Genomic DNA, 26198 nt, shown 5'->3' on the forward strand with positions numbered 1-26198 from the left:
TCATTATTCCTTAATTTCGCGCCAGCGCCGACCCTCGCGACCCAACAACGTCATCGCGTTTTCTGGCCCCGCCGATCCTTGATCATAGACCTTTGGTACGTCTCCGCGCGCCTTCCAGCCTTCGATCAACGGGTCTGTCCATGCCCATGCCGCTTCGACCTCATCACCGCGCATAAACAGCGTTTGGTTACCACGGATCACGTCCATGATCAGCCGCTCATAGGCGTCAGGCACGTCGTCTCCATCTGGGCCAAGGGCATCGGCAAATGTCATGTCCAGCGGCACATCAATCAACCGCATGCCACCCGGGCCCGGTTCCTTGATGGTGACCTGCAGTTGCATACCTTCATTTGGCTGCAGCTGAATCGTCAAAATGTTGCGATGGCGTTTTTCATCCCCTGGAAAAATCGAATGCCCTAGATCTTTAAAAACGACGGCAATCTCACTTGTGCGGGCCTTTAGCTTCTTGCCGGTGCGCAGATAGAAAGGCACTCCCGCCCATCGCCAATTGGCAATCTCACAGCGCAGCGCAATAAAGCTTTCAGTGTGCGATTTCGGATTTTCGGCGTCGTCACGGTAGCTTGATGCACTGTCGGTTGCACCATATTGGCCGCGCACGATATGATGGGGTTCAATCGCCTGCAGTGCGCGAATGACTTTCAGCTTTTCGTCGCGCACGGCGTCAGCATCAAAAACCGATGGCGCCTCCATTGCGATCAAGCACAACAGCTGCATCAGATGATTTTGCACCATATCACGCATGGCGCCAGATTGATCATAATAGGCGCCGCGCCCACCAACACCGACGGTTTCTGCAACCGTGATTTGGATATGATCGACATAATGGTTGTTCCAAAGCGGTTCAAACAACACGTTGCCAAACCGAACAGCCATCAGGTTCTGCACGGTCTCTTTGCCAAGGTAATGGTCGATGCGGTAAATCTGGCCTTCATCAAAATGTTGCGCCAGCGTCGCGTTCAACGCTTTGGCCGTCGCCAGATCGCGGCCAAACGGCTTTTCAACAACCACGCGGCTGCTGTCATCGGCAATGTTGAATGTGTGCAACCGTTCGGCCAAATCCCCAAACAAGCTGGGCGCGACCGAGAAGTAAAAGGCGTTGATGACCTCAAACCGGATCAAATCATGCAATTCATTCCAGCCGCCATCGCCCTTGGCGTCCACAGGGATGTAGTACAACTGGGCCAAGAACCGTTCGATGCAATCGGTTTGCGACGCTTCATCGCCACCAAATTCCGCAATGGCTTCGCGGATCATCTGGCGGTAGCCATCACTGTCAATATCGGACCGTGCAGCACCGATTATGCGTGCGCCATCTGGCATCTGTCCTGATAAAAAGCGGCGAAATAGGCCGGGCAGTATTTTTCGACGGGCCAGATCGCCCGTGCCCCCGAAAATCACGAGGTCAAATTCTTCAACTGGGATCACGCGCGAGACCATGTGGACCTCCAATAAAAAGTTAGCGCTAACGCGGCCTATCTAGCTGCAAGCGTAGCTTAAGTCTAGCGCGATCCCCACCACAATGACGGTTTGAAACGGGCAGGCATTGAACGTTTAGCCCACCACTGCGCGACATGGCGCCACCATGACGTTGCCACCAATACCAGATCGTTCCTTTATGGTGGTAGTTGAACGGGCAAACCCGCATGCAAATTGCACGCGCGGCCCAACCTCCAGTGTCAGCACCATTTGGTTGCGCCCGTATTCGCCCAAACCCGCCTTGATCGCATAAGGAATGACCAAAGCCGTATCATTCATCGACGCTATGGCCTGAAATCCCAGATTGCGGATATAGGCGGCAAGTTGCATCACAATCGCGGCCTCATTGCTATTATTCACGGCCCGTCGCAGCACCCGCCAGCGCACTTGAATAGGTGTCCACCAGCGTCTTGTTCATTTCATGGCCCATCACAATCACATGGGTCAGGCTATCAGGCAAATCATTGGGCACCGGTTTCATGGTTTTGGTGTCCGGACGCTGACTGTAATGCCAGCGCGGATCGATATGGGTGATGCCGCACAGATCAGCGCCAAAGAACCGCGCAAGGCGTTTGATTTCGCGTGCCTCATCGTGCGGAGTGTCAAGGTCCGCTTTCGTCGGTGCAACCGGCGTGTCGTTCACGATCGCGCCTTGAAACCCCTCGCGTAGGCCAGTGTCCGCGCTGCGGTCTGAGATAATATCGCTGATCAGCCACGCCGTGTTGTGAAGGGCGAAATCGCGTTGGCCGAACCCTTCACCCCGCCTCGGTGCAGCCTCCATTCGGTAACTGGCAAAGAACGCGTCGGTGTCTTTGTTGCGTACTTTGTCATCCCACATCGTGCGGGTGAACATGTCATTCATCCAATCGAAGCGGGCAAAATCGTCAGTGATCTCAAAGCCCGCAGCGGCATCACTTTCAAGCAGATGTTTGGGCGCGGTATTGGCTCACCATGTCATTTTGTTACTTTCTCACGCGTCTATGCGCAGAAAAACTCGTAAAGCGTGTCGATTTGCAACATTATGCGTCCAGCTCAGCATCCCAATACAGAAAGTCGAGCCATGACGCATGGAGATAGTTCGGCGGAAACTTACGCCCCATATTGCGCAACTGTTCGGCGGCTGGTTGGTGCGGCGGCTTGCGCAGCGACAGCCCCGAACGGTGCAGCGATTTTGAACCCTTATGCAGGTTGCACCGTGAACAGGCGGCCACAACATTTTCCCACGACGTGACGCCACCCGATGCGCGGGGTACCACATGATCAAAGGTCAGATCACCCGTGGTGCCACAGTACTGACAGGAAAACTCATCGCGTAAAAACAAGTTGAACCGTGTGAATGCAACCTTCTTCTGGGGTTTGACGAAATCGCGCAGCACCACCACCGACGGGATACGGATTTCCATCGACGGGGATCGCGCCACATCGTCATATTCGGCGATAATATCAACACGGTTGAGCCACGCTGCCTTTACGGCATCCTGCCATGACCACAGCGACAGGGGATAATAGGACAACGGGCGATAATCCGCATTCAGGACCAAAGCAGGGCGATGTTTCAACGCTGCCGATTGGCGCACAAAATCCGACCTAAAGTCGCCACCACTTTCCATGCCAATTTGCAAAACCGAGCCCACTCCGTTCACCTCTTTAAGGTAGCAGAGCGGGAGACCGCTCCTACCATAAGGTGAACTATATATGGCAACTGCAACGTAGCAACCCTATATATCGGCCCTAGACCTAGGTCACTGGATCGAGGCATTTTAGATCAGGCAACACCCAATCGTTCACGCATAAACGCCAGCGCAACTTGTAACCCATCCGGCGCGATGCCGTGGCCCGTGCCCTTCTGGATATGGGCGTAAACTTCTTTCCAGCCCGCAGTTTGCAACGCTTGCGCAGCGTCCGGCAGTGATTGTACCGGCACAACGTCGTCTTGGTCGCCATGGATCAACAACACTGGGGGGCGACAAACCGCCTCATCCTCCAACGCTTCTGGCAAGAGCAAACGGCCAGAAAATGCCACAAGTCCGGCGATCGCATCGTCGCGGCGCGGCAACACATGTAGCGCAATCATCGTGCCTTGGCTAAAGCCCATCACCATCACCTGTTCGGGCAGCAGGTCCTCATCCACCATGATCCCGTCAAGGTAGGCATTCAAATCGGCCGCTGCATTTTCCAGTCCGGCGTTAGATTCTTCCTCCGACGATCCGTCAATCCAAGGGATCGGGAACCACTGAAACCCCATCGGGGCGCCAGCACACTCTTCGGGGGCGTCGGGCGCAAAAAACGCGGTGTCGGGCAAGTGTTCAGCCAATGGATCGGCCAGCCCCATTAGATCCGCACCATTGGCACCAAACCCATGCAGGAAGACCACCGCTGATCGCATTTCTCCAGATGCAGGCTCGCGCCGCTGTGAATTTAAAGCCCGTGTCATCTGATGCCATCCTTGTTCTTTGAAACTCGGTAGTAGGCCCACAATAGCCGCGCTGCAACCGATCGCCACGGGGTCCACTCCTGCGCCATGACGCGGAACGCTTTTTCTTTCGGGCGTTCAGGCAAATCGTACAGAATACGCGCCGCTTCTTGTAGTGCCAGATCACCCGGCGCGAAGACATCAGCGTGGCCCAGACTGAACATCGTATAGACCTCAGCAGTCCACGGCCCGATGCCCGGTACAGCCACAAGGGTTTTGATTACGCGGTCCGTCGGCATGTCGCGCAGCGCGTCAAAATCAATTCCAGCCTTGGCCAGTTCATGGGTGTAGCGGATTTTCTGACGGCTCAGGCCAATGGCACGCAATTGATCTTCAGACGCCGCGCGACAGGCGTCTGGCGTCGTCATGCCAGCGTCCTTCATCCGCCCCCAGATCGCAGCAGCGCTGGCGATACTCACCTGCTGGCCAATAATCGCCGACAGCAATTCGGCAAACCCGTCCGGTTTACGACGCAGCGGCAGCGGACCCGTCAAACCATAGGCCACTTTCATCTTGGGGCAGCGTGCGGCAAGCCAATCCATGCCTTCAATTACACAGACATCGGTTTCAATAATGCGACCTGTCATGGCATGCCCGCGAGGGACGACACCCACAAGAGCGCGTCCTGTACGGACACCAACTGCTGCGGGGAACGAATCTGTGGCGCCGTCTTTGGGCGGTCCAAAAGTAACACTGGCAATCCCAACTCGCGTGCTGCATCCAATTTCGCGCGGCCACCCTGCCCGCCCGCGTTCTTGGACACCAAATGCGTGACACCAAGGGCGCGAAACAGCGCCGCCTCGCTCGCTTGGGTAAACGGCGGTCGCCCAATGATAAATTCGCCACCCTCAAACGGCAAAGGCGCTGTTGGCGGATCAATCACCCGCACCAAAACCCGCCGTCCCGCAAGGTTCGCATATTCTGCCAAGGTCTGTCGCCCCGTCGCTAGAAACACTGTCGATCCGTTCGCAATGTGATTTACCGCATCAACTGGCGCAGCAATCGTGGTCCAGTTGTCACCGTCCTCGGGCGTCCAAACGGGCCGTACGAATTGCGCGTAGGGCAGACCCAGTTCACCACATATCCGCGCCGTGCGATCACTGATCTGAGCGGCAAATGGATGGGTCGCATCGAGCACGGCAGTAATTTCTGAGCCGCGCAAATAGTCGCGAAACCCGTCTTCGCCACCAAAACCGCCAATGCGGGTTGGCACTGGCAGCGGATCGGGTGCGCGCGTCGCACCGGCCAATGATGCAATGACCTTAATACTTGTGTCGACGAGCCCCCACGCAATGCGCTTTGCATCTCCGGTACCGGCCAACAACAAAAGCGTCATTGGCTCGCGCGCGCGATGATGGTGCCCGCGCGGTCAATGACAACGACGTCGAGCATTGGCGCAATCTCCCTGAATTGAAGTGCCACCTGCGCGACCGCTTCTTTAGCGATCCGCGCGGCAAGCGGTGCGCCTGCTATTTCGTAGGCCTCAAGTGCTGTGTTCGCCTGCGCCACGCGCGCATCATCTACCCAGTCTGCCAGCAGATCAAAATCCACTTGGCTGCGTCCCGAATGCAAATCAATTGCCCCCTGTGCCAGCTTGGTAATCTTGCCGATGCCACCGCCAATCGTCAGACGCTGCACCGGATTGCGCCGCATATATTTCAGCATGCCACCGACAAAATCCCCCATATCCAGCATCGCGAAATCTGGCAGCCCATAAAGACCCTGCACGATTCTTTCGGACGTATTGCCCGTGCAGCCCGCCACATGCGTCTGCCCGTTTGCGCGCGCCACATCGATCCCGCGATGAATTGACGCGATCCAGGCCGCACACGAAAATGGCCGCACGATGCCCGTGGTCCCAAGAACTGACAAGCCACCCTTGATTCCCAGTCGCGGGTTCCATGTTTTTAACGCAATCTCAGCGCCATTCGGAATGCTGACGGTGATGTTTATATCGGGGTTTTCGCCGTATTCGCTGGCCATTTCCGCGACCATTTCATCCATCATCGCGCGGGGCACGGGGTTGATCGCAGGTTCGCCAACACCAATCGGCAGGCCCGCTTTCGTCACCGTACCCACGCCGGCACCTGCTTTGAAAACCACACCGCCCATTGATCGCGCAACCCGCACAATTACGGTTACACCGTGCGTTACATCAGGATCATCGCCTGCGTCTTTGACAATACCCGCCTCGGCCCAGCCATCGCCAAGAACCGCACCAACAACCGCAAATTCCGGCGTCTCACCTTTCGGCAGCGTAATTGAGACCACGGATGGAAATGTTCCACCCCAGAGCCCCGTTAAGGCCGCCTTGGTTGCGGCTGTTGCACAGGCACCGGTGGTCCAGCCACGGCGCAATTGCGTGCCGTCAGTTTTGGTGGGGGGCTTGCGTGTCATCAACGCGACCTTAACCGCGCAGTTGCGTGACGCCAATCCACAATTCAGCGTCGTTTGTCACCTTTCGCACGCGCCCGTCTCACGCCATAACGGGTAAATGAAAACGCGACTCCCCTCATACGACTGGCCGGTGCTTGAAGCTGGCTGGGTCTGGCTGTGCGGCGCTGGCCCCGGTGATCCGGGCCTGTTGACCTTGCACGCGCTGAATGCACTGCGCCAAGCAGATGTCCTGATCTATGACGCGCTGGTACAAGAGGCGATTTTGGACTGGGCCCCACAGGCCGAACACATTTATGCGGGCAAACGCGGCGGCAAACCCAGCGCGATCCAGCGCGATATTTCACTGCGACTGGTTGATCTTGCCCGCGCTGGAAGGCGTGTTTTGCGGCTTAAGGGCGGCGATCCGTTCGTGTTCGGGCGCGGCGGTGAAGAAGCGCAGACGCTTGTGCAACACGGCGTCCCGATCCGTATTATTCCAGGAATCTCGGCTGGGATCGGCGGGCTGGCCTATGCCGGAATTCCCGTCACCCACCGCGACGTGAACCAATCGGTGACATTTGTGACCGGTCACGATCAATCCGGCAACGCAACGTCGAGTTTGGACTGGGCCGCAATCGCCAAGGGGTCACAGGTGATCGTGATCTACATGGGTATGAAGCACATTGGCCAGATTTCTGCATCCCTGATCGCAGCTGGGCGCGATGCGTCCGAACCGGTTGCGGTCGTGACGTCGGCCACCACCGATCAGCAAAATGTGCTTGAAACAACGCTCGGCACCGTCGAAGCCGACATCGCCAAAGCGGGCGTGGAACCGCCGTCCATCATCTGTATCGGTCAAGCCGTGCGCATGCGGGATGTGTTGAACTGGCAGGCGCAAGCGGCTGGCATCGCGCCGAGGAACCTTGACCCGTTGGGCCGTGGCCGCCCTGCTGAAACGGCCTAAGCCATGTCTGGCCTGATCCTCGCGGCCCCGACATCCGGCGCAGGTAAAACCACAATTACACTGGGATTACTGCGCGCCTTGAAAAATGCGGGCCACGTGGTTCGGTCTGCAAAATCCGGCCCTGACTACATCGACCCGCAATTTCACGCCGCAGCAACGGGCCGCCCGTGCGTCAATCTGGATGCTTGGGCGATGAGCGTTGCGCGGATCAAGTCTTTAGCCTCAGGGCATGGCGATCTGATCATCGAAGGCGCAATGGGGCTGTTCGATGGTGCCCCGCCAAATGGCAAAGGCTCAACCGCGGACTTGGCCCGCATCCTCGGCTTGCCCGTGGTCCTGATTGTTGATGCCAAAGCGATGTCGCAGTCTGTTGCCGCCTTGGTCAGCGGATTTGCAAGGTTCGATCCAACCGTCCGCGTGGCGGGTGTCATTTTGAACCGTGTCGGGTCTGATCGCCATACTGAGATGCTCAAAACCGCGCTGGCACCACTTAATATTCCAGTCCTTGGGGCAATCCCGCGACGTGATGATCTATCCCGCCCGTCGCGCCATCTAGGTCTAATTCAAGCAGGCGAAATGCCCGATCTGGAGGCGTTTTTGGATCGTGCGGCGGCGTGTGTTGCCAGCAACCTAGACCTCACAGCCCTGCGCGCAATGATGGCCCCTTCAAATTGGGCGTCCAACGCGGATATTGCGCAAAAACCCTGTCGTATAGCCATCGCCAAAGACGCCGCGTTTTCGTTCATTTATCCACATATGTTGGTGGACTGGGCACAAAGTGGCGCAACGATACTGCCGTTTTCACCCCTCGCAGACGATCCCGTTCCCGATGCAGACTACGTGTTTTTGCCCGGCGGTTATCCAGAACTGTTCGCCCGCCAGTTGGCTGGTGCCGAAACCTTCATGCAAAGCCTAAGGAGTGCCGCGCAAACATCTGATATATATGGTGAATGTGGTGGATACATGACGCTTGGTGAGGCGCTGATTGACGCGGACGGCACAGCGCATAAAATGGCGGGCCTTCTAGGGCTGACCAGTAGCTTCAAAGACCGCAAACTGCATCTGGGGTACCGGACCCTGCAGCAAAAAGCCACGCATCCTTTGATCACCACCGCAAATGCCGCGAGCACCTATTCTGCGCACGAATTCCACTATGCAACGACGCTTGATGCCCAAGGCCGCGCGTTGTTTGATGCCACGGATGCGCAAGGCACATTGCTGGGCCCGATCGGTCTTATAGACGGGCGCGTTGCAGGCTCATTCGCCCACATCATCGATCGCGTCTGAATTTTCGCGCCAAGCCATTGCCAACACCATGGGCGAGGCATAGCCAATTTGGATGACCGAAACGATATCCCAAATTCAAGCCCCAGTTCCAGATGACCGCCGTGCAAAACGCAATGTTGCGGTCCTCGTTCTTGCTCAAGCGATCCTTGGCGCCCAGATGCCTATGATTTTTGTTGTCGGCGGATTGGCGGGCAAACAGCTGGCCTCAAACATCTGTTGGGCGACGCTGCCTATTTCGCTGATCATTTTCGGGTCGATGACAACCGCACCGTGGTTGTCGCCATTGATGCAATCGCGCGGGCGGCGGTTCGGGTTCTATATTGGCGCACTGGCCGGTGCGGTCGGTGCGGCCATCGCAGCCTATGGATTATACATCGGATCGTTCACCGTGCTTTTGATCGGATCTTATTTTACCGGCATTTATATGTCGGCACAGGGATTTTATCGCTTCGCCGCGACCGACACGGCATCCGACAACTTCAAGCCCAAAGCGATTTCATACGTTATGGCGGGTGGTCTATTGTCAGCGATCCTTGGGCCCCAGCTCAACAAACTTGTGGACAGCAATTTCGTGGTGCCATTCTTGGGAACCTATCTGGCGGTTGTTGTGTTGAATCTGGTTGGCATGTTTCTTTTTCTCGCGCTTGATTTATCCAAAGGGTCGCGCGGCCAGCCTAAAGTCGATGGACCGACACCGCGAACCCGTGGTCAGCTGTTGTCAGACCCCAACATACTGGTGGCGATCATTGTCGCATTGGTGGCCTATTCATTGATGAACCTTGTCATGACATCGACGCCGCTTGCTGTTGTCGGCTGCGGCTACGCACTTGATAACGCGAACGATATCGTTTCAGCGCATGTGTTAGCAATGTTTGCGCCCAGCTTCTTTACGGGCCACCTTATCGTGCGGTTTGGCGTCAAACCGATCATGGCCATCGGCCTTGTAATCCTAGGGGCTGCGGGCATCGCCGCCCTGTTCGGGGTCAGCATCGCTGAGGGCGATCAACCGTCGTTGTTCAGCTTTTACGCCGCCCTAATTTTGCTGGGATGTGGCTGGAACTTCGGCTTCATTGGCGCGACGACGCTGCTGACGTCATCGCACGCCAACCACGAACGTGGGGTCGTTCAGGGACTGAATGATATGATTGTATTTGGCTCGGTAATGGTGGCGTCACTGGCCTCGGGCGGATTGATGAACTGCTCGGGTGGGTCACCGATGGAAGGCTGGACAGCCGTCAACATCGCAATGGCGCCATTCTTGGTGCTTGCAGGTGGCGCGCTGATTTGGTTGGCGCTACGCCCCAAAGGGACGCAGGCCTAGGACCAGCGCAGCAACCGCAATTTGGCACGAAACGGGCTGAGACCGACCGTTCCTTGCGCCACGCGCCATGGTTCTTTGGCAATCTGGCGCAGGATCGGTTCCGCCTGCCACGCCTCAAGGAATGCCGCGTTGTTTGGAACAGGCCGCGCAATGTTATTCAGTGCCTCTCGTGCGAGTTCCGCGATTGCGCTTTCGCGTCCATCCAGCAGCGGCACACGGCCCTTTTCCTCAAGCGCAGCGACGGCTGCGAGGTAGCGCGCCAAACCCGCAGCGCGGCCAAATCGAAGCACGTCTTCACGGTTAACCGCGCCCAACGCCCGCGCACCCTGCCACATCAGCTCCCCGGCGGTCGCATCAAGGTATTCATTAAAGTGTTCTGCATCTTCAAACCCGTCCTTATAGACATCCCAGCGCCGCGCAGCGACCAGTCGGTCCAACGCGCGTGCGCCATCACCGTCCACCATGTCTGCCAAAGGCAATGTGACCTCATGTCGGCGCACAGTCCCGCCCGACGCCATTTCTTCGAGCGCATCGCGCCACCATTGCAGGCGCATTTCGGCAATCATCGGCTCTTCAGTCACCCACGGCGCACGGGCAACTTCGACGTTGAACGCATAGATCGGAAACAAAACCCGACGCGCAGCGACAGGCGCCGCCATGACGGCCAAAAACCTGTCAGGATCACCGCGTTCGACAATGCCCGCGCAAGCCTCGAAGGTCACAAAGCAGCCCCATCTTTGATCCCGTCGCGCACCAACTTCCAGCGGATCGCATCCAATAGCGCGTCGAATGATGCATCGACAATATTGGCCGACACGCCAACGGTGGACCACGTGCGGCCCTGCCCGTCTTCGCTGTCAACGATCACCCGCGTGACGGCTTCGGTGCCGCCATTGGTGATGCGCACTTTAAAATCGGTCAAATGAATGTCGGCCACGCACTCGGCGTACCGCCCAAGGTCTTTGACCAACGCGCGGCTTAAGGCGTTGACCGGACCTCGGTCAGATCCATCCGGCCCAAGGCTTTCAGAAACCGACATCGTCTTGACGCCGTCCACTTTGACGACCACGACAGCCTCAGACAGTGACACCATTTTATTGCGTTTGTTGCGGCGGCGTTCAACGGTGACGCGGTAGCGTTTGACCTCGAAAAACTTCGGCATCAGCCCGAGCTCTTCGCGGGCCAACACCTCAAAGCTCGCTTGCGCGGTGTCATAGGAATACCCGGCGGCCTCACGATCCTTCACGCGGTCTAGAATACGTTGTAACGCGGGATCGCCCTTTGCAACGTCCAGCCCCATCTGCGTCAAGCGTTCGCGCAAATTGGATTGGCCTGCCTGATTTGACATCGGCACAATGCGGCTGTTGCCGACCAAGGCGGGATCAATGTGTTCATAAGTGCTCGGGTCCTTGGCAATTGCGGACGCATGCAGCCCTGCCTTATGGGCAAACGCAGATGCTCCAACATAGGCCGCCTGACGATGGGGCACACGGTTCAGGATTTCGTCCAGCATCCGCGACACCCGCCGAAGACCTTTTAAAGCGTCGTGACTGACACCCGTCTCAAATTGGCTGGCATAGGGTTCTTTCAACAACAAGGTCGGGATCAACGTCGTCAGGTTGGCGTTACCACACCGCTCGCCTAGACCGTTTAGCGTGCCTTGGATTTGGCGCGCCCCTGCCGCCACGGCCACCAATGAATTGGCCACTGCGTTTTCGGTATCATTGTGCGTATGGATGCCCACATGCGTGCCCGGAATGCCCGCCTCGATCAGCGCCTTCACACCTCGGCGCACATCATGGGGCAGCGCGCCACCATTGGTGTCACACAACACAACCCAGCGCGCGCCGGCGTCATAGGCCGCCTTGGCAGATCGGATCGCATAGACAGGATTGGCCTTGAACCCGTCAAAGAAGTGCTCTGCGTCAAACAACGCCTCGCGCCCTTGCTCTGCGACATGTGCAATGGATGCTTTGATATTTTCGACGTTCTCGTCCAGCGATATCCCCAGCGCAGTCTTCACATGAAAATCATGCGTTTTACCCACCAGACAAACCGCCGGAGTGCCCGCATTCATAACCGCCGCCAGCACATCGTCGTTGTCAGCTGACCTACCAGACCGTTTGGTCATCCCGAACGCTGTCATAGTAGCACGTGTCTTAGGCACCGCCTCAAAAAACTCGGAATCCGTGGGGTTCGCCCCCGGCCAGCCGCCTTCTATGTAATCCACCCCAAGATCATCCAGCATCGCCGCTACCGCGTGCTTTTCTGCTGTCGAAAACTGCACGCCTTGGGTCTGCTGCCCGTCGCGCAATGTGGTGTCATAAAGATACAAACGCTCCATCAGCACCACTCCTGCATGTCTTTGCTTTCAAAATATCCCGGGGAGCGCGCAGCGCGGGGCAGCGCCCCACTGTCTTTCTTAAGCGCCGAAGGCGCTCCCTCCGCCCGCCGCAGGCGCTGATCGAAGATCACGGGAAATCCTTCAATTTGGAAGGGTCGAAGTTGGGGCCTGCGATGACTTCAACCTTTCCCTTCGACATCCGAACCTCAGCCCCCGCCGCCATCAACATTGCTTTGTACCGATCAACCTCAGAAAAATCATTGCTCTGCATAGCGTCTATACGGAGATTCATCAGCTCGTGTTCGGGGTCGGCAAACGTCAAATAGTTGAGGTTGTCCATATTGCCGTAGAATATATTCTCAAGATCAAACTCTATACTGATACCCAGAAATTCTAGGCCTGCCTTTAAATTATCCAATTCACCTGCGGCGAAATGCTGATGCAGCACCGCAATTGCTTGCGGTGAGTTTAGATCATCAGACACTGCTTTGATAAACTCTGGACTTACGATTGCTTTAGGCGCGCTAAGACGAATAGCCGCGAACCACTTACGCAGCGTCCTCTCTGCCTCAACCCGCTTCTTCTCGGTCCAATTCATCGGCTTCCTGTAATGCGTGGACAGCATCACAAACCGGATCACTTGCCCCGGCACACCTTGCTTCAACAAATCACGCACAGTGAAAAAGTTACCCAAGGACTTGGACATCTTCTTGCCCTCGACCTGCAACATCTCGTTGTGCATCCAGACGTTGGCGAACCCGTGGCCCGCGCATGTGGACTGCGCGATTTCGTTTTCATGGTGCGGGAACGTCAAATCATTGCCGCCACCATGAATATCAAACGCATCACCCAATAAATCCAGCGCCATGGCAGAACATTCGATGTGCCATCCAGGACGGCCGTGGCCCCAAGGACTATCCCAACCCGGTTGATCGTCGCTTGATGGTTTCCACAACACGAAATCCATCGGGTCTTCTTTGTAGGGCGCCACTTCAACCCGCGCACCAGCGATCATATCATCAACGGACCGCCCCGACAGCGTACCGTATTCCGCGTAGGATCGAACCCGAAACAACGCATGACCCTCTGCCTCGTATGCGTGTTCCTTGGCAATCAAATCCTTAATCATCGCGATCATCTGTGCAATGTATTGCGTGGCGCGGGGCATCTCCGTTGGCTCAAGCGCGCCAACTGCAGCCATGTCCTCGAGATACCAGCCAATCGTCTCGTCTGAACGTTCGGCGATCAAGTTTTCCAACGTGCCCGCAGCCCCCGCCTGTTGGCGCGCCAGTGCGGTCGCGTTGATCTTGTCATCGACGTCGGTGAAATTGCGCACATAGGTCACGTGGTCCGCGCCGTAAGTATAGCGCAGCAGACGAAACAGCGTATCGAACACGATGACAGGGCGCGCATTACCTAGATGGGCGCGATCATAGACCGTCGGCCCGCAAACATACATCCGCACGTTGTTTTCGTCGATCGGGCTAAACTCGACCTTTTTGCGGACCTTGGTGTTGTACAGTTTGATCGCCATCGTTGAGCCTCGAATATGTCTTAAGCGCAGGGGTTGCCCGCGGACCTAACAAGTTCATCGATATGAGGAAACGTGAAAGAGCACCCCGCGACGCAAGTTAGCAGGTAATAATACGCGCGATGATGCAAATGCTCTTCATGCTCCCTGCATAGCGGCCAACAACCCCAACCGTCAACGCACCATTTCCGCGAGCTTGCGCAGGGTGTTGAGGTTGCGGGCCGTCGTTTGCACCCCCAAAACCCGATCCCTCTTGGTCAATAATCTTGATCGCGCCACCCCTGGCAGTGCATATAGCCAGACACGATTGCCCTGCCAGCCCATTTCTCGACCAAGGCATGCAGGTCCGCCATCGGAACCTTATTTGCCCCACCCACATTCACGCCGCGCTGCAGCGCAACCCACTTGCAATAATCGTCATTCATACGCCATCATGGCCCGATGATCCGCGCAACAGTCAATGCCATCTGCAAATCCATGCCATCCGCCGAACTCACCGACCCATGGGGCGGCGGCCATGACACATGGAAAATTGGCGGCAAAATGTTTGCCAGTATTGGCTCTATGGGCGGCGGCGTTGCTGTGAAATGCGCCACGGTGCAAGACGCCCTGCATCTCGAAGATATGTTCGGCTGGCCCAGGGCGCCGTATTTTCACCGCTCGTGGGTGTTTGTGCCCTTGGATACGGACGAGGCAGAGCTGCGCCATCGCATTGAAATCTCGCTCGCTATCATCCGCGCCTCGCTAACAGCGAAGCTGCGCGGTACGCTGGAATCCAATCCGCCGCAATGAAGGCCTCGTTCAGACCTACCTGACCCGATCGTCTCGTCGGGGCCGCATCGCAACTGCACTAAATCCTGATTGACACCGAACAAGTCCGCTGGTCACTTGCGCCCATGAAACTTTCAAAACGCATCACACATCTCACACCCGGCGGCTCTGATGGCTGGGACGTCTTTTATCGCGCGCGCGCCATGAAATCCGCTGGTCAGCCCGTTATCGAACTCACCATCGGGGAACATGACATCCCAACGCACCCCAGTATTCTGGATGCGATGCACGCGAGTGCGACGGGCGGGCACACTGGATACGCCGCAGTCCCCGGCACCCAAGCGTTGCGCCAAGCCGTCGCAAACCGCATTCAATCGCGCACTGGCGTGCCGACGACACCAGCAAACATACTGATCACCCCCGGCGGACAAGCTGCCCTGTTCGCAGCCCACACAGCCGTATGCGACGAAGGCGATGTCGCACTTTATATCGACCCGTTTTACGCCACCTACCCCGGAACGATCCGCGGGATTGGTGCGACGCCACAGGCGATCCCAGCCTATCCAGACCACGGCTTTCAACCTCGCGCCGTCGATATCGCAAAACATGCGAAGGGTGCCAAAAGCCTGCTGATCAACACCCCCAACAACCCGACCGGTGCGGTCTATTCCCGCGCCACACTACAGGAGATTGCAGACACCTGCGTCGAACATGACCTGTGGCTGATTTCGGATGAAGTCTATGACACGCAACTCTGGGAGGGCGATCACATCAGCCCTCGCGCCCTGCCCGACATGGCCGAACGCACGCTGGTCGTCGGGTCGATGTCCAAAAGCCACGCCATGACCGGCAGCCGCATCGGCTGGATCTGCGCGCCGAGCGACATCATCGAGCACCTTATCAACCTTGCCACCCACACGACCTACGGCGTTGCGGGCTACATCCAAGACGGCGCTGAATTTGCGCTGGGCGAAGGCGTAGCGCTTGAGGATGAAGTCAGCGCACCCTTTGCGCGCCGCCGCCTCATCACCGAATCTTTGTTGGCCAAACAGAACATCGTCAAAGGCAGTCCGATACAGGGCGCGATGTATGCGATGCTCGACATCCGCGCGACAGGTTTGACAGGCGAAGGATTCGCAAACGACTTGCTCAACACGCACTCGATTGCCACCATGCCGGGCGAAAGCTTCGGCATTGCTGCTGCAGGCCACATCCGCGTTGCCATGACCATCGACGACGACACTTACACATCTGCGCTGAAAACTCTACTGGATTTCGCAGCCCTGAAAGCCGCTTAGCCCGTCTTTGCGATATCAATATCCTGTGGGATTCTGAGCACCTCGGCTGGTCCGCGTTTTTCATTCTAATTTGCGATATGCAATTTCAATGCTAAAAAGGACATGAAGATGACAACGTTTCGCGACCTGCACAAACCCGGCCAGCCTTTCATTCTGGCAAATGCATGGGACATCGGCTCTGCGCGGGTCCTGAAATCCATGGGCGCACAGGCCATTGCGACGTCATCTGCGGCACATGCTTTCACCTTGGGTCGCCCCGACGGGCTTGGCGTGTCGCGCGACGAGGCGCTGGCCCACGCAGAGGACCTCGTGGCGGCCACAGGCCTGCCGGTACAAGGTGATTTTGAAAACGGCTGGGGCGATGATCCTGACACCGTCGCCGAAACGGTCCGACTGGCGGGTGAGGATGGTCTTGCGGGCATCTGCATCGAAGACATCAAATTGCCCAGTCCCGACGCCTACGCGCGCGCCTTCGCCATTGAGCGTATCAAAGCCGCCGTCTCGGCTGCGCGCGCTTTGCCGAATGACTTTGTGCTGACCGCGCGTGCGGATGGTATCATGACAGGTGCCTATGACATTGAAGAAGCCATCGCGCGCCTGCAAGGGTTTGAAGCCGCGGGCGCTGATTGTCTGTATGCCCCGATCCCCAAGACCACCCAAGATGTCGCGCGTATTTGCGCCGCTGTCACCGCCCCCGTGAATGTCCTTGTGGCGGGGCCGATTTATACAGCAGAAAATCAGCGCTCTTTTGCGGCCATGGGGGCTGCACGGCTTTCACTTGGGTCTGCGTTGGCGCGCGCCACCCACCGTGTCTTGTACGACGCCGCGGCTGAAATGTTTGACAACGGGCCCCAAGATGGCAGTTTTTCGCGACTTGGTCTGTCCATTTCGGGCGATACGATCGACGCCTTGCTGACCTAAAGGTCTTCCCGCTGCAGATCTTATTTCATTCTTAGACCGCGTTAAATCGCCAGTCCGAACGCGCAAATGACGCTACAATAGCTCAAAAACGACCAAACGTCGCAAAGATGATAGATTGCGAGTCCGTGACGTCGGAAATTTGGTCATGGATCAAAAAACAAAGACAGCAACAGCCAACGCCGTCCGCGTCAATTTGACGATCGGTGCGCGGCGAGGTCGCGCGGCGCGTGGACGCCCCGCCACACTGTAGAGAACCCCATTTTCCTACAGACAAAGGCTAGACCCATGAATGACGAAACCCCGAACCGAATTGCCCGTACCAATCGCAGTGGTGGCCGCGCCGCCCGCCATGCCGCGCGATCATCCAAATTATCAGACTCCATGCGCCCAGTGCGCGCGGGCATGACAGGGGGCAAATATAAACCACTGTCAGACGCAGATGTCTTGAAGATCCACGAGGCCGCGCTGACCGCGCTGGAAACCATCGGCCTCGCGGACGCGCCGCCCTCAGGCGTTGCGATTCTAACTGGCGCAGGCGCCATTCAAGGGAGCGACGGTCGCATCCGTTTTCCGCGTGCCTTGGTCGAAGACATGCTTGCCCTCTCTTGCAAAGACCTGACGCTCTGTGGTCGCGATCCGGTACATGACCTCGATCTGAGCGGCCAACGCGTGCATTACGGCACAGCAGGTGCGGCAGTAAATATGGTTGATGTGGCGGGCAACGATTTTCGCGAAAGCACACTGCAAGACCTGCATGATGCCGCGCGGATCACTGACACATTGGATAACGTCCACTTCCTGCAACGCCCAATGGTTGCGCGCGATATTGCTGACAACCTCGAAATGGATCTCAACACGATCTATGCGTGCTGCGCTGGCACGACTAAACATGTCGGCACGTCCATTTCTGACCCAAGCCACGCCGCCGAATGTCTTCAAATGGCCTACGCGATCGCAGGCGGAGAGGCGAAATATCGCGACCGTCCGTTTGTTTCGATGTCCAACTGCTTTGTCGTCCCACCAATGAAGTTCGCAACCGAATCCTGCGAAGCGATGGAGATTTGTATTCGTGGCGGCATGCCCATCCTGTTACTGTCGGCTGGCATGTCAGGTGCAACAGCGCCCTCAACCATTGCGGGCGCAATCGTGCAAGCGGTGGCTGAATGCCTCGCGGGGGTTGTTTACGTCAACGCCATGAAACCCGGTCATCCGGCCGTGTTCGGAACTTGGCCGTTCGGGTTGGATTTGCGCACGGGTTCAATGACAGTCGGCTCCGGTGAACAGGCGCTGTTGTCCGCGGGCTGCGCACAGATGCACGCATTCTACGGCGTTCCGGGTGGGGCGGCGGGTGGCGCCAGCGATTCTAAAATGCCAGACATGCAGGCCGGATGGGAACAAATGTGTTCCAACGTCATGGCGGGGTTGAGCGGGCTGAACATGGTTTATGAGGCCGCAGGCATGCATGCCTCTCTGCTCGGATTTTGCCACGAAAGCCTGATCCTTTCAGATGATCTCATCGGCCAAGCCCTGCGTTGTGTACGCGGCATTGAGGTGGACGACGAAACACTTGCACTGGATCAAATGCGCGAAGTTTGCATGGGCGGGCCGGACAAGCCGGGCGTGGGCCATTACCTCGGCACGGATCGAACGCTAAGTCACATGGAACGCGATTGCGTCTATCCCGCGCTTGGCAACCGGATGAGCCCGAAAGAATGGGTTGAAAAAGACCGCCCCAACCTGATCGAACAGACCATCGCGCGAAAAGAAGCGATTTTGGCCACAAGGTCCGCCGCGCGGTTTGATCCAGAGTTGGATGCGACCATCCGTGCACGTTTCAAAATCCATCTCCCCGCGTGATGTGAGGTGTGGATTTGGGTCTTAAATACTTAGCTTTTCGACGGACGCGAAACGGTTCCACCGCCAACAGCAGCGCGCACACCCGTGGTGCCTGACGCGCTGGTCGGCAAGCCTTTGGCGACGCGCACGGCAAGATAGGCAAACGCCTGCGCTTCCAGCATGTCGCCGTCAAATCCTGCGTCTTCAATAGGGGCAACGGGAACGGAGCATGCGTCTGCGATCATCCGCATCAGCGTTGGGTTGCGCCGCCCGCCACCCGTCACGAACATGCGTGACGGCGCGCTGGTGCAGGCTTGCAATCCCTGCGCGACAGACGCGGCGCAGGCCATGGTCAAAGTTGCGGCGGCGTCCGCGTCCGACAGGTCTGCGACAGCGTCGGAAAGGCCCGCAAATGCATCGCGGTCCAGCGACTTTGGCGGCATCCGAAAGAAAAACGGGTGCTGCAAAAATTGATCAACGATGCCTTGATCAACCGTTCCCTTGGCCGCCAATTTTCCATCCAGATCAAACGACTGCCCCAACCGCGCCTGCATCAAATCATTGATCGGTGCGTTGGCCGGCCCTGTATCAAACGCCAGCAAAGCCCCGTCGCTGTGCGGCAATGGCAGACTGGGGTCAATCCAAGTGATATTGCCAACACCGCCCAAGTTCAGAATAACAATCGGATCCGTCACCCCCATCTTTTTGACAAGCGCGAAGTGATAAAACGGCGCCAGAGGCGCGCCCTCACCACCCATTTGCACGTCAGTACTGCGAAAATCCCAGACCACAGTTTTGTCCAGAACATTGGCCAAAACGCTCCCATCACCCGCCTGATGCGTGCCACGCCCCTTTGGATCGTGGGCCAAAGTCTGACCATGAAAGCCGACCAAATCGGCGTCGGCGAAACCGGTTAGAACCTGCGCATGGACCGTTTCAATCAGCTCGAAAACATCCGCGATCTCATCTTCTGGCCACTTACCAAGTGCCGCGCGCAAGACAGTCACTTGGGCCTGCGTGTAGGGGCGAAACGCGGTGTTTCCAAACTCGAAAATCACATGTCCATCCGTCACGATCTCGGCGGCATCGACACCGTCCAGCGATGTGCCAGACATGGCACCAACGACACGCACCACCTGATCTTTCAACATGCTCTTCCCCTCGGCACGACTGCCCCCTATAGCATGGCCCGAAAGCATCCGAGGCAACAAGTCATGACGTATCATCCCAAATCAGATTTTATCCGCGTGATGATCGAACGCGGGTTCCTAGCCGATTGTACGGACTATCAAGGTCTGGATGAGGCATTTGCCGCAGGCGTGGTGCCCGCCTACATCGGTTTTGATGCGACGGCGAAGTCGCTGCACGTGGGATCGTTGATTCAGATCATGATGCTGCGCTGGTTGCAAAAGACCGGCCACCAACCGATTACGCTAATGGGCGGCGGCACTACAAAAGTCGGCGATCCGTCGTTTCGCGCCGATGAACGCCCTTTGCTGACGGCAGATCAGATCGACGACAACATTTCGGGCATCAAAAAGGTTTTTGCGGCCTACATTGACTACGATACGGGTGCCGCCAACAGCGCGCTGATGTTGAACAATGCCAAATGGCTGGACGGGCTGAACTACCTCGATTTTCTGCGCGACATCGGCAAGCATTTTTCGGTGAACCGGATGCTGAGTTTCGAATCCGTGAAGTCGCGACTGGATCGCGAACAGAGTCTTAGTTTCCTTGAATTCAACTACATGATCCTGCAAGCCTACGATTTCTTGGAATTGAACCGTCGCTACGGCTGCAAATTGCAGATGGGTGGCAGCGATCAATGGGGCAATATCGTCAACGGTATCGACCTGACGCGTCGCGTTTTGGACCACCAGATTTTCGGCCTGACATCGCCACTTTTGACCACCAGCGACGGTAAAAAGATGGGCAAATCCCTGTCTGGTGCAATCTGGTTAAACGACGAAATACTCAGTTCTTATGAATTCTGGCAGTTCTGGCGCAACACCACGGACGCAGATGTGGGTCGTTTCCTCAAGCTTTATACGGAACTTCCGGTTGAGGAATGTGACCGCCTTGGCGCGCTTGAAGGGGTTGAAATCAACGAGGCCAAGATCATCCTCGCCAACGAAGTCACAGCCCTTCTTCATGGAACAGATGCCGCGCAAGCTGCTGAAAAAACTGCGAAAGAAGTGTTCGAGAAGGGTGGCGTCGGCGATGATCTCCCAACGCTGACTTTGGCCACGTCTGACGTGGCGAGCGGTATTTCGATTGTGCAGCTCATCGTAAAATCCGGGCTGGCTGGCAGCGGCAAAGAAGCCAAAAGACTGATTTCGGAGGGTGGTGCCAAAATGAACGACGATATATTGACCGATGCCGGCCTGATGATTGACGCAGCCGACCTTGCAACGCCGATAAAACTAAGTGCGGGCAAAAAGCGCCACGCGCTTGTTCAGCTAGGTTAACAGCGCCAACACCGCGCCACCAATCAGCGCGATCACCAGCGCCACGCAAGCCGCTGCAAGCGGCGTGAGCCGCGGCGCTGGGATATCTGGCAGATGTTTCATGCGCACACTCAAATACTCATTTATTGCGTCATTAACCCTCTCTTATACTCCTGCGCCTGAATTGACCTGACGATTTTGGGCCTGCGATTCACTTCGTCGCATGGCCAAAGGCGGTTCAGTCTGTATTTTGAGTTTATGATCAAGCAATACAAAACAGTCTCCTTATCCGACGAACAGCGCATAGCACTTGAAGCGCTTTGCCGCCGCCGCAAAGTTGACGCCCTTGTTTGGAAACGGGCGCGCGCGTTTCTTCTTTTGGACGCAGGAGAAGACGCCGGAACGGTTTGCCGGATTTTGGATATTGGCCCGACAGTTTTGACGGAGTGGCGATTTGCCTTTGCCGGTGCGGGACTATCGTTTTTCGGTCTGAAGGACTACAGCCAGCGTCAGGGTCATTTGTCCGTCGTGCAAGAGCAGGTGGTGAGAGCCCATTTCACCGCGCAGCCTGCCCGCAATGCCGATGAGGTCTGTGCCTATGTTCTAGCCGAGTGCGACCAAAACTACAGCACGTCGGGAGCCGCCAAGCTGATGCGCCGCCTGGGGTTCGCGTATAAGAAACCACAATTGCTGCCTGCACAGGCCGATGAAGCCAAGCAGGCTGCGTTTATTGCCAAATATGAGGCCCTGATGAACGGGTTGGCCGCAGATGAGATGGTTGTCTTTTCGGACGCTGTCCACCCCGAACACCAGAGCCGCCCCGCCCATGGTTGGTTCCCCAAGGGACAAAAGACGGCCCTGAAGGCGACATCAGGGCGCAAGCGGCTCAACATTCAGGGCGCGCTTGACCTTGAGACTTTCCAGGTCACCTTTGTGGAAGGCGAGAAGATCAATGCCCAGACAACCCGACAGATGCTGGAAAAGTTGGAACGCAACAACCAAACCAAGACGGCCATCCACGTCTTTGTCGACAATGCCCGCTATCATCATGCCAAGATACTACAGCCATGGCTGGACAGCCCAGAACGTCGGGTGAAGTTGCATTTCTTGCCAGCATATGCCCCGCACCTCAACCCGATCGAGCGTCTTTGGGGTGTTATGCACAAATGGGTCACCCACAATCGGCACTATGCAACGTTCAACCAATTCACAGAGGCCATTTTCGACTTCTTCCGCAAGACCCTGCCAGAAAAATGGCCAGAGTTCCGCGACACCGTCACCGACAACTTCCGCGTCATATCGCTCAAGGAATACAAAGTGATTTGAGGGGAAAACCTCAGGTCAATTCAGGCGCGGGAGTATAGATAAACATGGGGTTAATGGCGCAATGACAGCTGCCACCCTTCCCCTTCCCCTGCAACAATCGAGCGCGTTTGCCCGTGCGTTGACGGCGTTCGGGGCGCAGGTCTCGTGCGATGACCCTGTCATCCTCAACCGGCATTTCGGACCACTGGGGCGGATCGGTTTCACATCACGCGGACCGCTAAACACCGACCACATGCGCGATCTTCGCAGCGACGGATTGCGCGTCTTCAACGCGGAACATGATCGTCCTCAAATCTACAAAGCTGCTGGTTTTCGCCAGATCATTACCCCGGCGCACATGGCGCAGTGGGACCTGAGCCCCAGTGCGAAAGATCGCCGGACTGCCATGCATCCAAAATGGCGCAATCAATTGCGCAAAGCCGAAGCCTGCAATCTGCGCATTCGTGAGGTAGCGTGGGACGGCGCGCCGCACCCGCTTTTTACCCACGCCGATGCACTGGCACAAAGGCGGCGATACAAGCCGTTGCCGACAGCCCTTCTCGCGATATTTGCCAGTATCGCCCCTAACTGTGCGTTGATTTTTGAAGCCTACGACAAAGGTCTGTTAATCGCCGCCATTCTGGTTCTGCGTCACGGACCAACTGCCACCTATCAAACTGCATGGACCAGCGCGCAGGGCCGCATCTGCCACGCCCACAATCTACTGCTGTCCCACAGCGCAAACCGCCTTGCCACTTTAGGCCATAAAACTTTCGATCTCGGATTGGTCGAAACCGACCATGCAGCGCCCCTCGCGCGGTTTAAACTGCGCACAGGCGCGCACGTGCGCAAGCTTGGCGGCACTTGGATCGCGTTTCTGGGCCTGTAAACCCGTATGCCCCACTGGCCTCCACGACGTTGATGCCGTAACAGATAAACACTGACGGCCCGACATTGTTCCAGACCAGCCAAGAGACCGCCATGACCGACACCATCCTTTCCCGCTGCGAGGCTATTGGCCTGCGCCTCACTGAACAGCGCCGCACCATCGCGGGTGTGCTTGAGGCGTCAGATGACCACCCAGATGTAGAAGAGCTGTACAACCGTGCGTCAGCAGCCGACCCGCGCATTTCATTGGCAACGGTCTACCGCACGGTCAAATTGTTCGAAGAATCCGGCATTCTGGAAAAACATGACTTCGGCGACGGCCGCGCACGCTATGAAACGGCGGATCGTGAACATCATGACCACCTGATTGATCTGCAATCGGGCGAAGTGATCGAGTTCATCGATGCCGAAATTGAAGCCTTGCAAGAACGCATCGCCGACAAGCTCGGATTTGAGCTGAAGGGTCACCGATTGGAATTATACGGTGTGCCAAAAAAGCCCGACTAGAACGGCACCGCGACGCGTCAATCGGTTGATTGTGCGGCGCATGCAGTTGGTGCGGCGAACGATTTGGCCGCAAACACGAAACTAAAAACCGTTTTAACTCAATACCCTTGCTCTCCAATTGGCACAAGCGTACCACCAGAATTGAACGGTTCAGGCACAGCCCCCACATTAAGGACAGCTAGTATGGAAAACCTCCGCGGAGCGGCGTTTATGACGTTTTCGATGCTGGCGTTTGCAATCGAAGACGTGTTGATCAAAACCTTGGGCGCGCGCATCCCGGGTGGCCAGATCATCTCCGTTATTGGCGCGGGTGGCGCACTGGCATTTGCACTTTGGTTTATCGCCAAGGGCCAACCGGTGTTCGTAGCTGCCCACCTGAACCGACGCGTCTGGCTGCGCGGGTTCTTTGAGGTTGCGGGCACGATGTTGTTCATCAGCGCCCTTTTGCGGCTTGACGTGACGATGCTGTCGGCAATCATCCAAGCCACACCACTGGTGGTCGCTATGGGTGGCGCGGTGTTTTTGGGGCAATCTGTTGGCTGGAAACGGTGGACTGCGATCCTTGTGGGTTTTGTCGGGGTTCTGATAATCATCCGTCCCGGGCTGGACGGCGTATCAGTCGCGATCCTGATAGGCGTTGGCGGGATGCTGGGCCTTGCGGGGCGCGATCTGGCAACCCGTTCGATCATAGTCCCGATCTCTGGCGCGCACCTGTCCTTGCATGCCTTTCTTTTGTTGGTCCCCGCTGGTTTGGCCCTGTGCTGGCTAAACGGCGAAACGATTGTGGCAATGTCAGCTTTAGACAGCGCGACCCTTGTGGGGTGCGTCGCGGTCGCATTGGCGGCCTATCTCAGCATTGTTGCCGCGACCCGTGCGGGCGATGCTGCGTTCATTTCGATGTTTCGCTACACGCGGATGTTGTTCGCACTAGTCCTTGGCATGGTCATTTTGAACGAACGCCCCGACGCCATGACGCTGATCGGCGTCGCCATCGTCATCGCCGCGGGATTGTTCACTTTCATCCGCGAAGCCCGCGCGCGGCGCACTTCCCAAGCCGCAGCTGAGCCGCTATAGGTTTGGTATCATCCCATTGTTTGCGCTAACACCGCTCACCCTGATAAATATTCGCCAAAGGAATAACCCATGAGCACGATCATCGACATCCACGCCCGCGAAATCCTCGACAGTCGGGGCAACCCAACGGTAGAAGTCGACGTCACGCTAGAAGACGGCACAATGGGCCGTGCGGCGGTGCCATCGGGCGCGTCCACAGGTGTTCACGAAGCGGTTGAAAAGCGGGATGGCGACAAGTCGCGCTATATGGGAAAAGGCGTGCTGCAAGCAGTCGACTCCGTGAACGGTGAGATCGCTGACACCATTGTGGGCTTTGACGCCACCGAACAAGTCGCCATCGACATGGCGATGATCGAACTGGACGGCACCGACAACAAGGGCCGTCTGGGGGCAAACGCGATCCTCAGCGTGTCTCTCGCCGTGGCCAAAGCTGCAGCAGATTACATGGGTCAGCCGCTGTTTCGCTATATTGGCGGCACGTCTGCGCGGGTCTTGCCCGTGCCAATGATGAACATCATCAACGGTGGCGAACACGCTGATAACCCTATCGATATTCAAGAATTCATGATCATGCCGGTGTCTGCGACAAACATTCGCGACGCGGTGCGCATGGGATCTGAGGTGTTCCACACCCTCAAGGGTGAATTGACAGCCGCGGGCCTGTCCACAGGTATCGGTGACGAAGGCGGCTTCGCGCCCAACATCAGCTCCACCCGTGACGCACTTGATTTCATTTTAAAATCCATTGAAAAGGCTGGCTACAAACCAGGTGAGGACATCTACCTCGCACTCGATTGCGCCGCGACGGAATACTACAAGGGTGGCAAGTATGAGATGAAGGGCGAAGGCAAATCCCTGACTTCCGCGGAAAATGTCGACTACCTCGAAGCGCTGGTGAACGACTATCCAATTATCTCTATCGAAGACGGTATGTCCGAAGACGATTGGGACGGTTGGAACGCCCTGACCCAACGCCTTGGTGATAAAATCCAGCTGGTTGGTGATGATTTGTTCGTGACCAACCCTGCCCGTCTCGCCATGGGCATCGAACAAAAGTCTGCCAATTCAATGCTGGTGAAAGTGAACCAGATCGGCACGTTGACCGAAACTCTTACGGCGGTCGACATGGCGCACCGCGCGCGCTTCACCAATGTGATGTCGCACCGCTCCGGTGAAACTGAAGACGCAACGATTGCCGACCTCGCCGTTGCCACAAACTGCGGTCAGATCAAAACTGGTTCATTGGCCCGTTCCGACAGGCTCGCGAAATATAACCAGCTGATCCGTATCGAAGAAATGTTGGGCGAAACCGCTATTTTTGCAGGCCGTTCAATCCTGCGCTAATTCTTGCACAACAA

The 26198-nt window shown here is 56.9% G+C and carries 26 protein-coding genes; 13 read left to right on the top strand and 13 right to left on the bottom strand.

Annotation, left to right across the window (positions count from 1 at the left end; all coding sequences use genetic code 11):
• Positions 1 to 3: 3 nt before the first annotated feature.
• The 8 genes from zwf to OA238_RS12125 all read right to left on the bottom strand — a co-directional run bounded on the left by zwf (position 4) and on the right by OA238_RS12125 (position 6367).
• The gene (zwf, locus tag OA238_RS12095) at positions 4 to 1458 is read right to left on the bottom strand and encodes a glucose-6-phosphate dehydrogenase (protein ID WP_015495380.1); all 1455 of its coding nucleotides are present in this window, start codon (positions 1456 to 1458) and stop codon (positions 4 to 6) included.
• 114 nt (positions 1459 to 1572) lie between these two features.
• Positions 1573 to 1857: a hypothetical protein gene (locus tag OA238_RS34720; protein WP_338042831.1), complete on the bottom strand. Its 285-nt coding sequence runs from the start codon at positions 1855 to 1857 to the stop codon at positions 1573 to 1575.
• A complete protein-coding gene (locus OA238_RS30160) occupies positions 1850 to 2359 on the bottom strand; it encodes a hypothetical protein (RefSeq protein ID WP_338042832.1) in 510 nt (169 codons plus the stop codon). The genes OA238_RS34720 and OA238_RS30160 overlap by 8 nt, the downstream gene beginning before the upstream one ends.
• Positions 2360 to 2516: 157 nt before the next feature.
• Positions 2517 to 3107, bottom strand: a complete 591-nt coding sequence (locus tag OA238_RS12105) for an HNH endonuclease (RefSeq protein WP_044038267.1) — start codon at positions 3105 to 3107, stop codon at positions 2517 to 2519.
• 155 nt (positions 3108 to 3262) lie between these two features.
• Positions 3263 to 3931 (bottom strand): alpha/beta hydrolase, encoded by a 669-nt coding sequence (locus OA238_RS12110; RefSeq protein ID WP_015495382.1) that lies wholly within the window; start codon positions 3929 to 3931, stop codon positions 3263 to 3265.
• Complete coding sequence (locus OA238_RS12115) at positions 3928 to 4557, bottom strand: DNA-3-methyladenine glycosylase family protein (protein WP_015495383.1); 630 nt, start codon at positions 4555 to 4557, stop codon at positions 3928 to 3930. The genes OA238_RS12110 and OA238_RS12115 overlap by 4 nt, the downstream gene beginning before the upstream one ends.
• Positions 4554 to 5306, bottom strand: coding sequence for a cobalt-precorrin-6A reductase (locus OA238_RS12120; protein ID WP_015495384.1), 753 nt, complete (start codon positions 5304 to 5306; stop codon positions 4554 to 4556). The genes OA238_RS12115 and OA238_RS12120 overlap by 4 nt, the downstream gene beginning before the upstream one ends.
• Entirely contained in the window at positions 5303 to 6367 is a 1065-nt protein-coding gene (locus tag OA238_RS12125; protein ID WP_015495385.1) for a cobalt-precorrin-5B (C(1))-methyltransferase, read from the bottom strand. The genes OA238_RS12120 and OA238_RS12125 overlap by 4 nt, the downstream gene beginning before the upstream one ends.
• Before the next feature lie 97 nt (positions 6368 to 6464).
• On the opposite strand from OA238_RS12125, the gene cobA reads away from it, so the two are divergent.
• From cobA to OA238_RS12140, 3 genes are read left to right on the top strand one after another with little or no spacing between them, the layout of a single operon-like run.
• Positions 6465 to 7310 carry a uroporphyrinogen-III C-methyltransferase gene (gene cobA, locus OA238_RS12130; RefSeq protein WP_015495386.1) on the top strand — a complete coding sequence of 282 codons (846 nt, stop codon included), beginning with the start codon at positions 6465 to 6467 and terminating at the stop codon, positions 7308 to 7310.
• Between the two features lie 3 nt (positions 7311 to 7313).
• Complete coding sequence (locus tag OA238_RS12135; RefSeq protein ID WP_015495387.1) at positions 7314 to 8597, top strand: cobyrinic acid a,c-diamide synthase CobB; 1284 nt, start codon at positions 7314 to 7316, stop codon at positions 8595 to 8597.
• 52 nt (positions 8598 to 8649) lie between these two features.
• The gene (locus OA238_RS12140) at positions 8650 to 9918 is read left to right on the top strand and encodes an MFS transporter (protein ID WP_015495388.1); all 1269 of its coding nucleotides are present in this window, start codon (positions 8650 to 8652) and stop codon (positions 9916 to 9918) included.
• On the opposite strand, the gene OA238_RS12145 is transcribed toward OA238_RS12140, so the two are convergent.
• The 4 genes from OA238_RS12145 to OA238_RS30165 form a co-directional block, all read right to left on the bottom strand.
• Entirely contained in the window at positions 9915 to 10640 is a 726-nt protein-coding gene (locus OA238_RS12145; protein WP_015495389.1) for a squalene/phytoene synthase family protein, read from the bottom strand. The genes OA238_RS12140 and OA238_RS12145 overlap by 4 nt on opposite strands.
• On the bottom strand, positions 10637 to 12262 hold the full coding sequence (cimA, locus tag OA238_RS12150) for a citramalate synthase (protein ID WP_015495390.1): 1626 nt from the start codon (positions 12260 to 12262) through the stop codon (positions 10637 to 10639). The genes OA238_RS12145 and cimA overlap by 4 nt, the downstream gene beginning before the upstream one ends.
• Positions 12263 to 12389: 127 nt before the next feature.
• Positions 12390 to 13796, bottom strand: coding sequence for a cysteine--tRNA ligase (gene cysS, locus OA238_RS12155; protein ID WP_015495391.1), 1407 nt, complete (start codon positions 13794 to 13796; stop codon positions 12390 to 12392).
• 254 nt (positions 13797 to 14050) lie between these two features.
• Complete coding sequence (locus OA238_RS30165; RefSeq protein ID WP_083906717.1) at positions 14051 to 14218, bottom strand: DUF1697 domain-containing protein; 168 nt, start codon at positions 14216 to 14218, stop codon at positions 14051 to 14053.
• Between the two features lie 16 nt (positions 14219 to 14234).
• Here OA238_RS30165 and OA238_RS12160 point away from each other — a divergent pair, with 16 nt between their 5' ends.
• The 4 genes from OA238_RS12160 (at position 14235) to OA238_RS12175 (ending at position 18640) form a co-directional block, all read left to right on the top strand.
• A complete protein-coding gene (locus OA238_RS12160) occupies positions 14235 to 14585 on the top strand; it encodes an MmcQ/YjbR family DNA-binding protein (protein ID WP_015495392.1) in 351 nt (116 codons plus the stop codon).
• Between the two features lie 104 nt (positions 14586 to 14689).
• A complete protein-coding gene (locus OA238_RS12165) occupies positions 14690 to 15862 on the top strand; it encodes a pyridoxal phosphate-dependent aminotransferase (protein ID WP_015495393.1) in 1173 nt (390 codons plus the stop codon).
• A 108-nt stretch (positions 15863 to 15970) separates the two neighbouring features.
• Positions 15971 to 16783, top strand: coding sequence for an isocitrate lyase/PEP mutase family protein (locus tag OA238_RS12170; protein WP_015495394.1), 813 nt, complete (start codon positions 15971 to 15973; stop codon positions 16781 to 16783).
• 285 nt (positions 16784 to 17068) lie between these two features.
• Complete coding sequence (locus OA238_RS12175; RefSeq protein WP_015495395.1) at positions 17069 to 18640, top strand: trimethylamine methyltransferase family protein; 1572 nt, start codon at positions 17069 to 17071, stop codon at positions 18638 to 18640.
• Positions 18641 to 18669: 29 nt separating this feature from the next.
• Here OA238_RS12175 and OA238_RS12180 read toward each other — a convergent pair whose 3' ends face one another.
• A complete protein-coding gene (locus OA238_RS12180) occupies positions 18670 to 19770 on the bottom strand; it encodes an anhydro-N-acetylmuramic acid kinase (protein WP_015495396.1) in 1101 nt (366 codons plus the stop codon).
• A gap of 63 nt (positions 19771 to 19833) precedes the next feature.
• On the opposite strand from OA238_RS12180, the gene tyrS reads away from it, so the two are divergent.
• The 6 genes from tyrS (at position 19834) to eno (ending at position 26184) form a co-directional block, all read left to right on the top strand.
• Positions 19834 to 21087, top strand: coding sequence for a tyrosine--tRNA ligase (gene tyrS, locus OA238_RS12185; RefSeq protein WP_015495397.1), 1254 nt, complete (start codon positions 19834 to 19836; stop codon positions 21085 to 21087).
• A gap of 237 nt (positions 21088 to 21324) precedes the next feature.
• A complete protein-coding gene (locus tag OA238_RS12190; protein WP_015495398.1) occupies positions 21325 to 22392 on the top strand; it encodes an IS630 family transposase in 1068 nt (355 codons plus the stop codon).
• Between the two features lie 61 nt (positions 22393 to 22453).
• Positions 22454 to 23260, top strand: coding sequence for a GNAT family N-acetyltransferase (locus tag OA238_RS12195; RefSeq protein WP_015495399.1), 807 nt, complete (start codon positions 22454 to 22456; stop codon positions 23258 to 23260).
• Between the two features lie 92 nt (positions 23261 to 23352).
• On the top strand, positions 23353 to 23766 hold the full coding sequence (locus OA238_RS12200; protein ID WP_015495400.1) for a Fur family transcriptional regulator: 414 nt from the start codon (positions 23353 to 23355) through the stop codon (positions 23764 to 23766).
• 183 nt (positions 23767 to 23949) lie between these two features.
• On the top strand, positions 23950 to 24840 hold the full coding sequence (locus OA238_RS12205) for a DMT family transporter (protein ID WP_015495401.1): 891 nt from the start codon (positions 23950 to 23952) through the stop codon (positions 24838 to 24840).
• Positions 24841 to 24909: 69 nt separating this feature from the next.
• A complete protein-coding gene (gene eno, locus OA238_RS12210; RefSeq protein ID WP_015495402.1) occupies positions 24910 to 26184 on the top strand; it encodes a phosphopyruvate hydratase in 1275 nt (424 codons plus the stop codon).
• Positions 26185 to 26198: the final 14 nt, after the last annotated feature.

Origin of the sequence: Octadecabacter arcticus 238, from assembly GCF_000155735.2 — a bacterium.
Lineage (GTDB): Bacteria > Pseudomonadota > Alphaproteobacteria > Rhodobacterales > Rhodobacteraceae > Octadecabacter > Octadecabacter arcticus.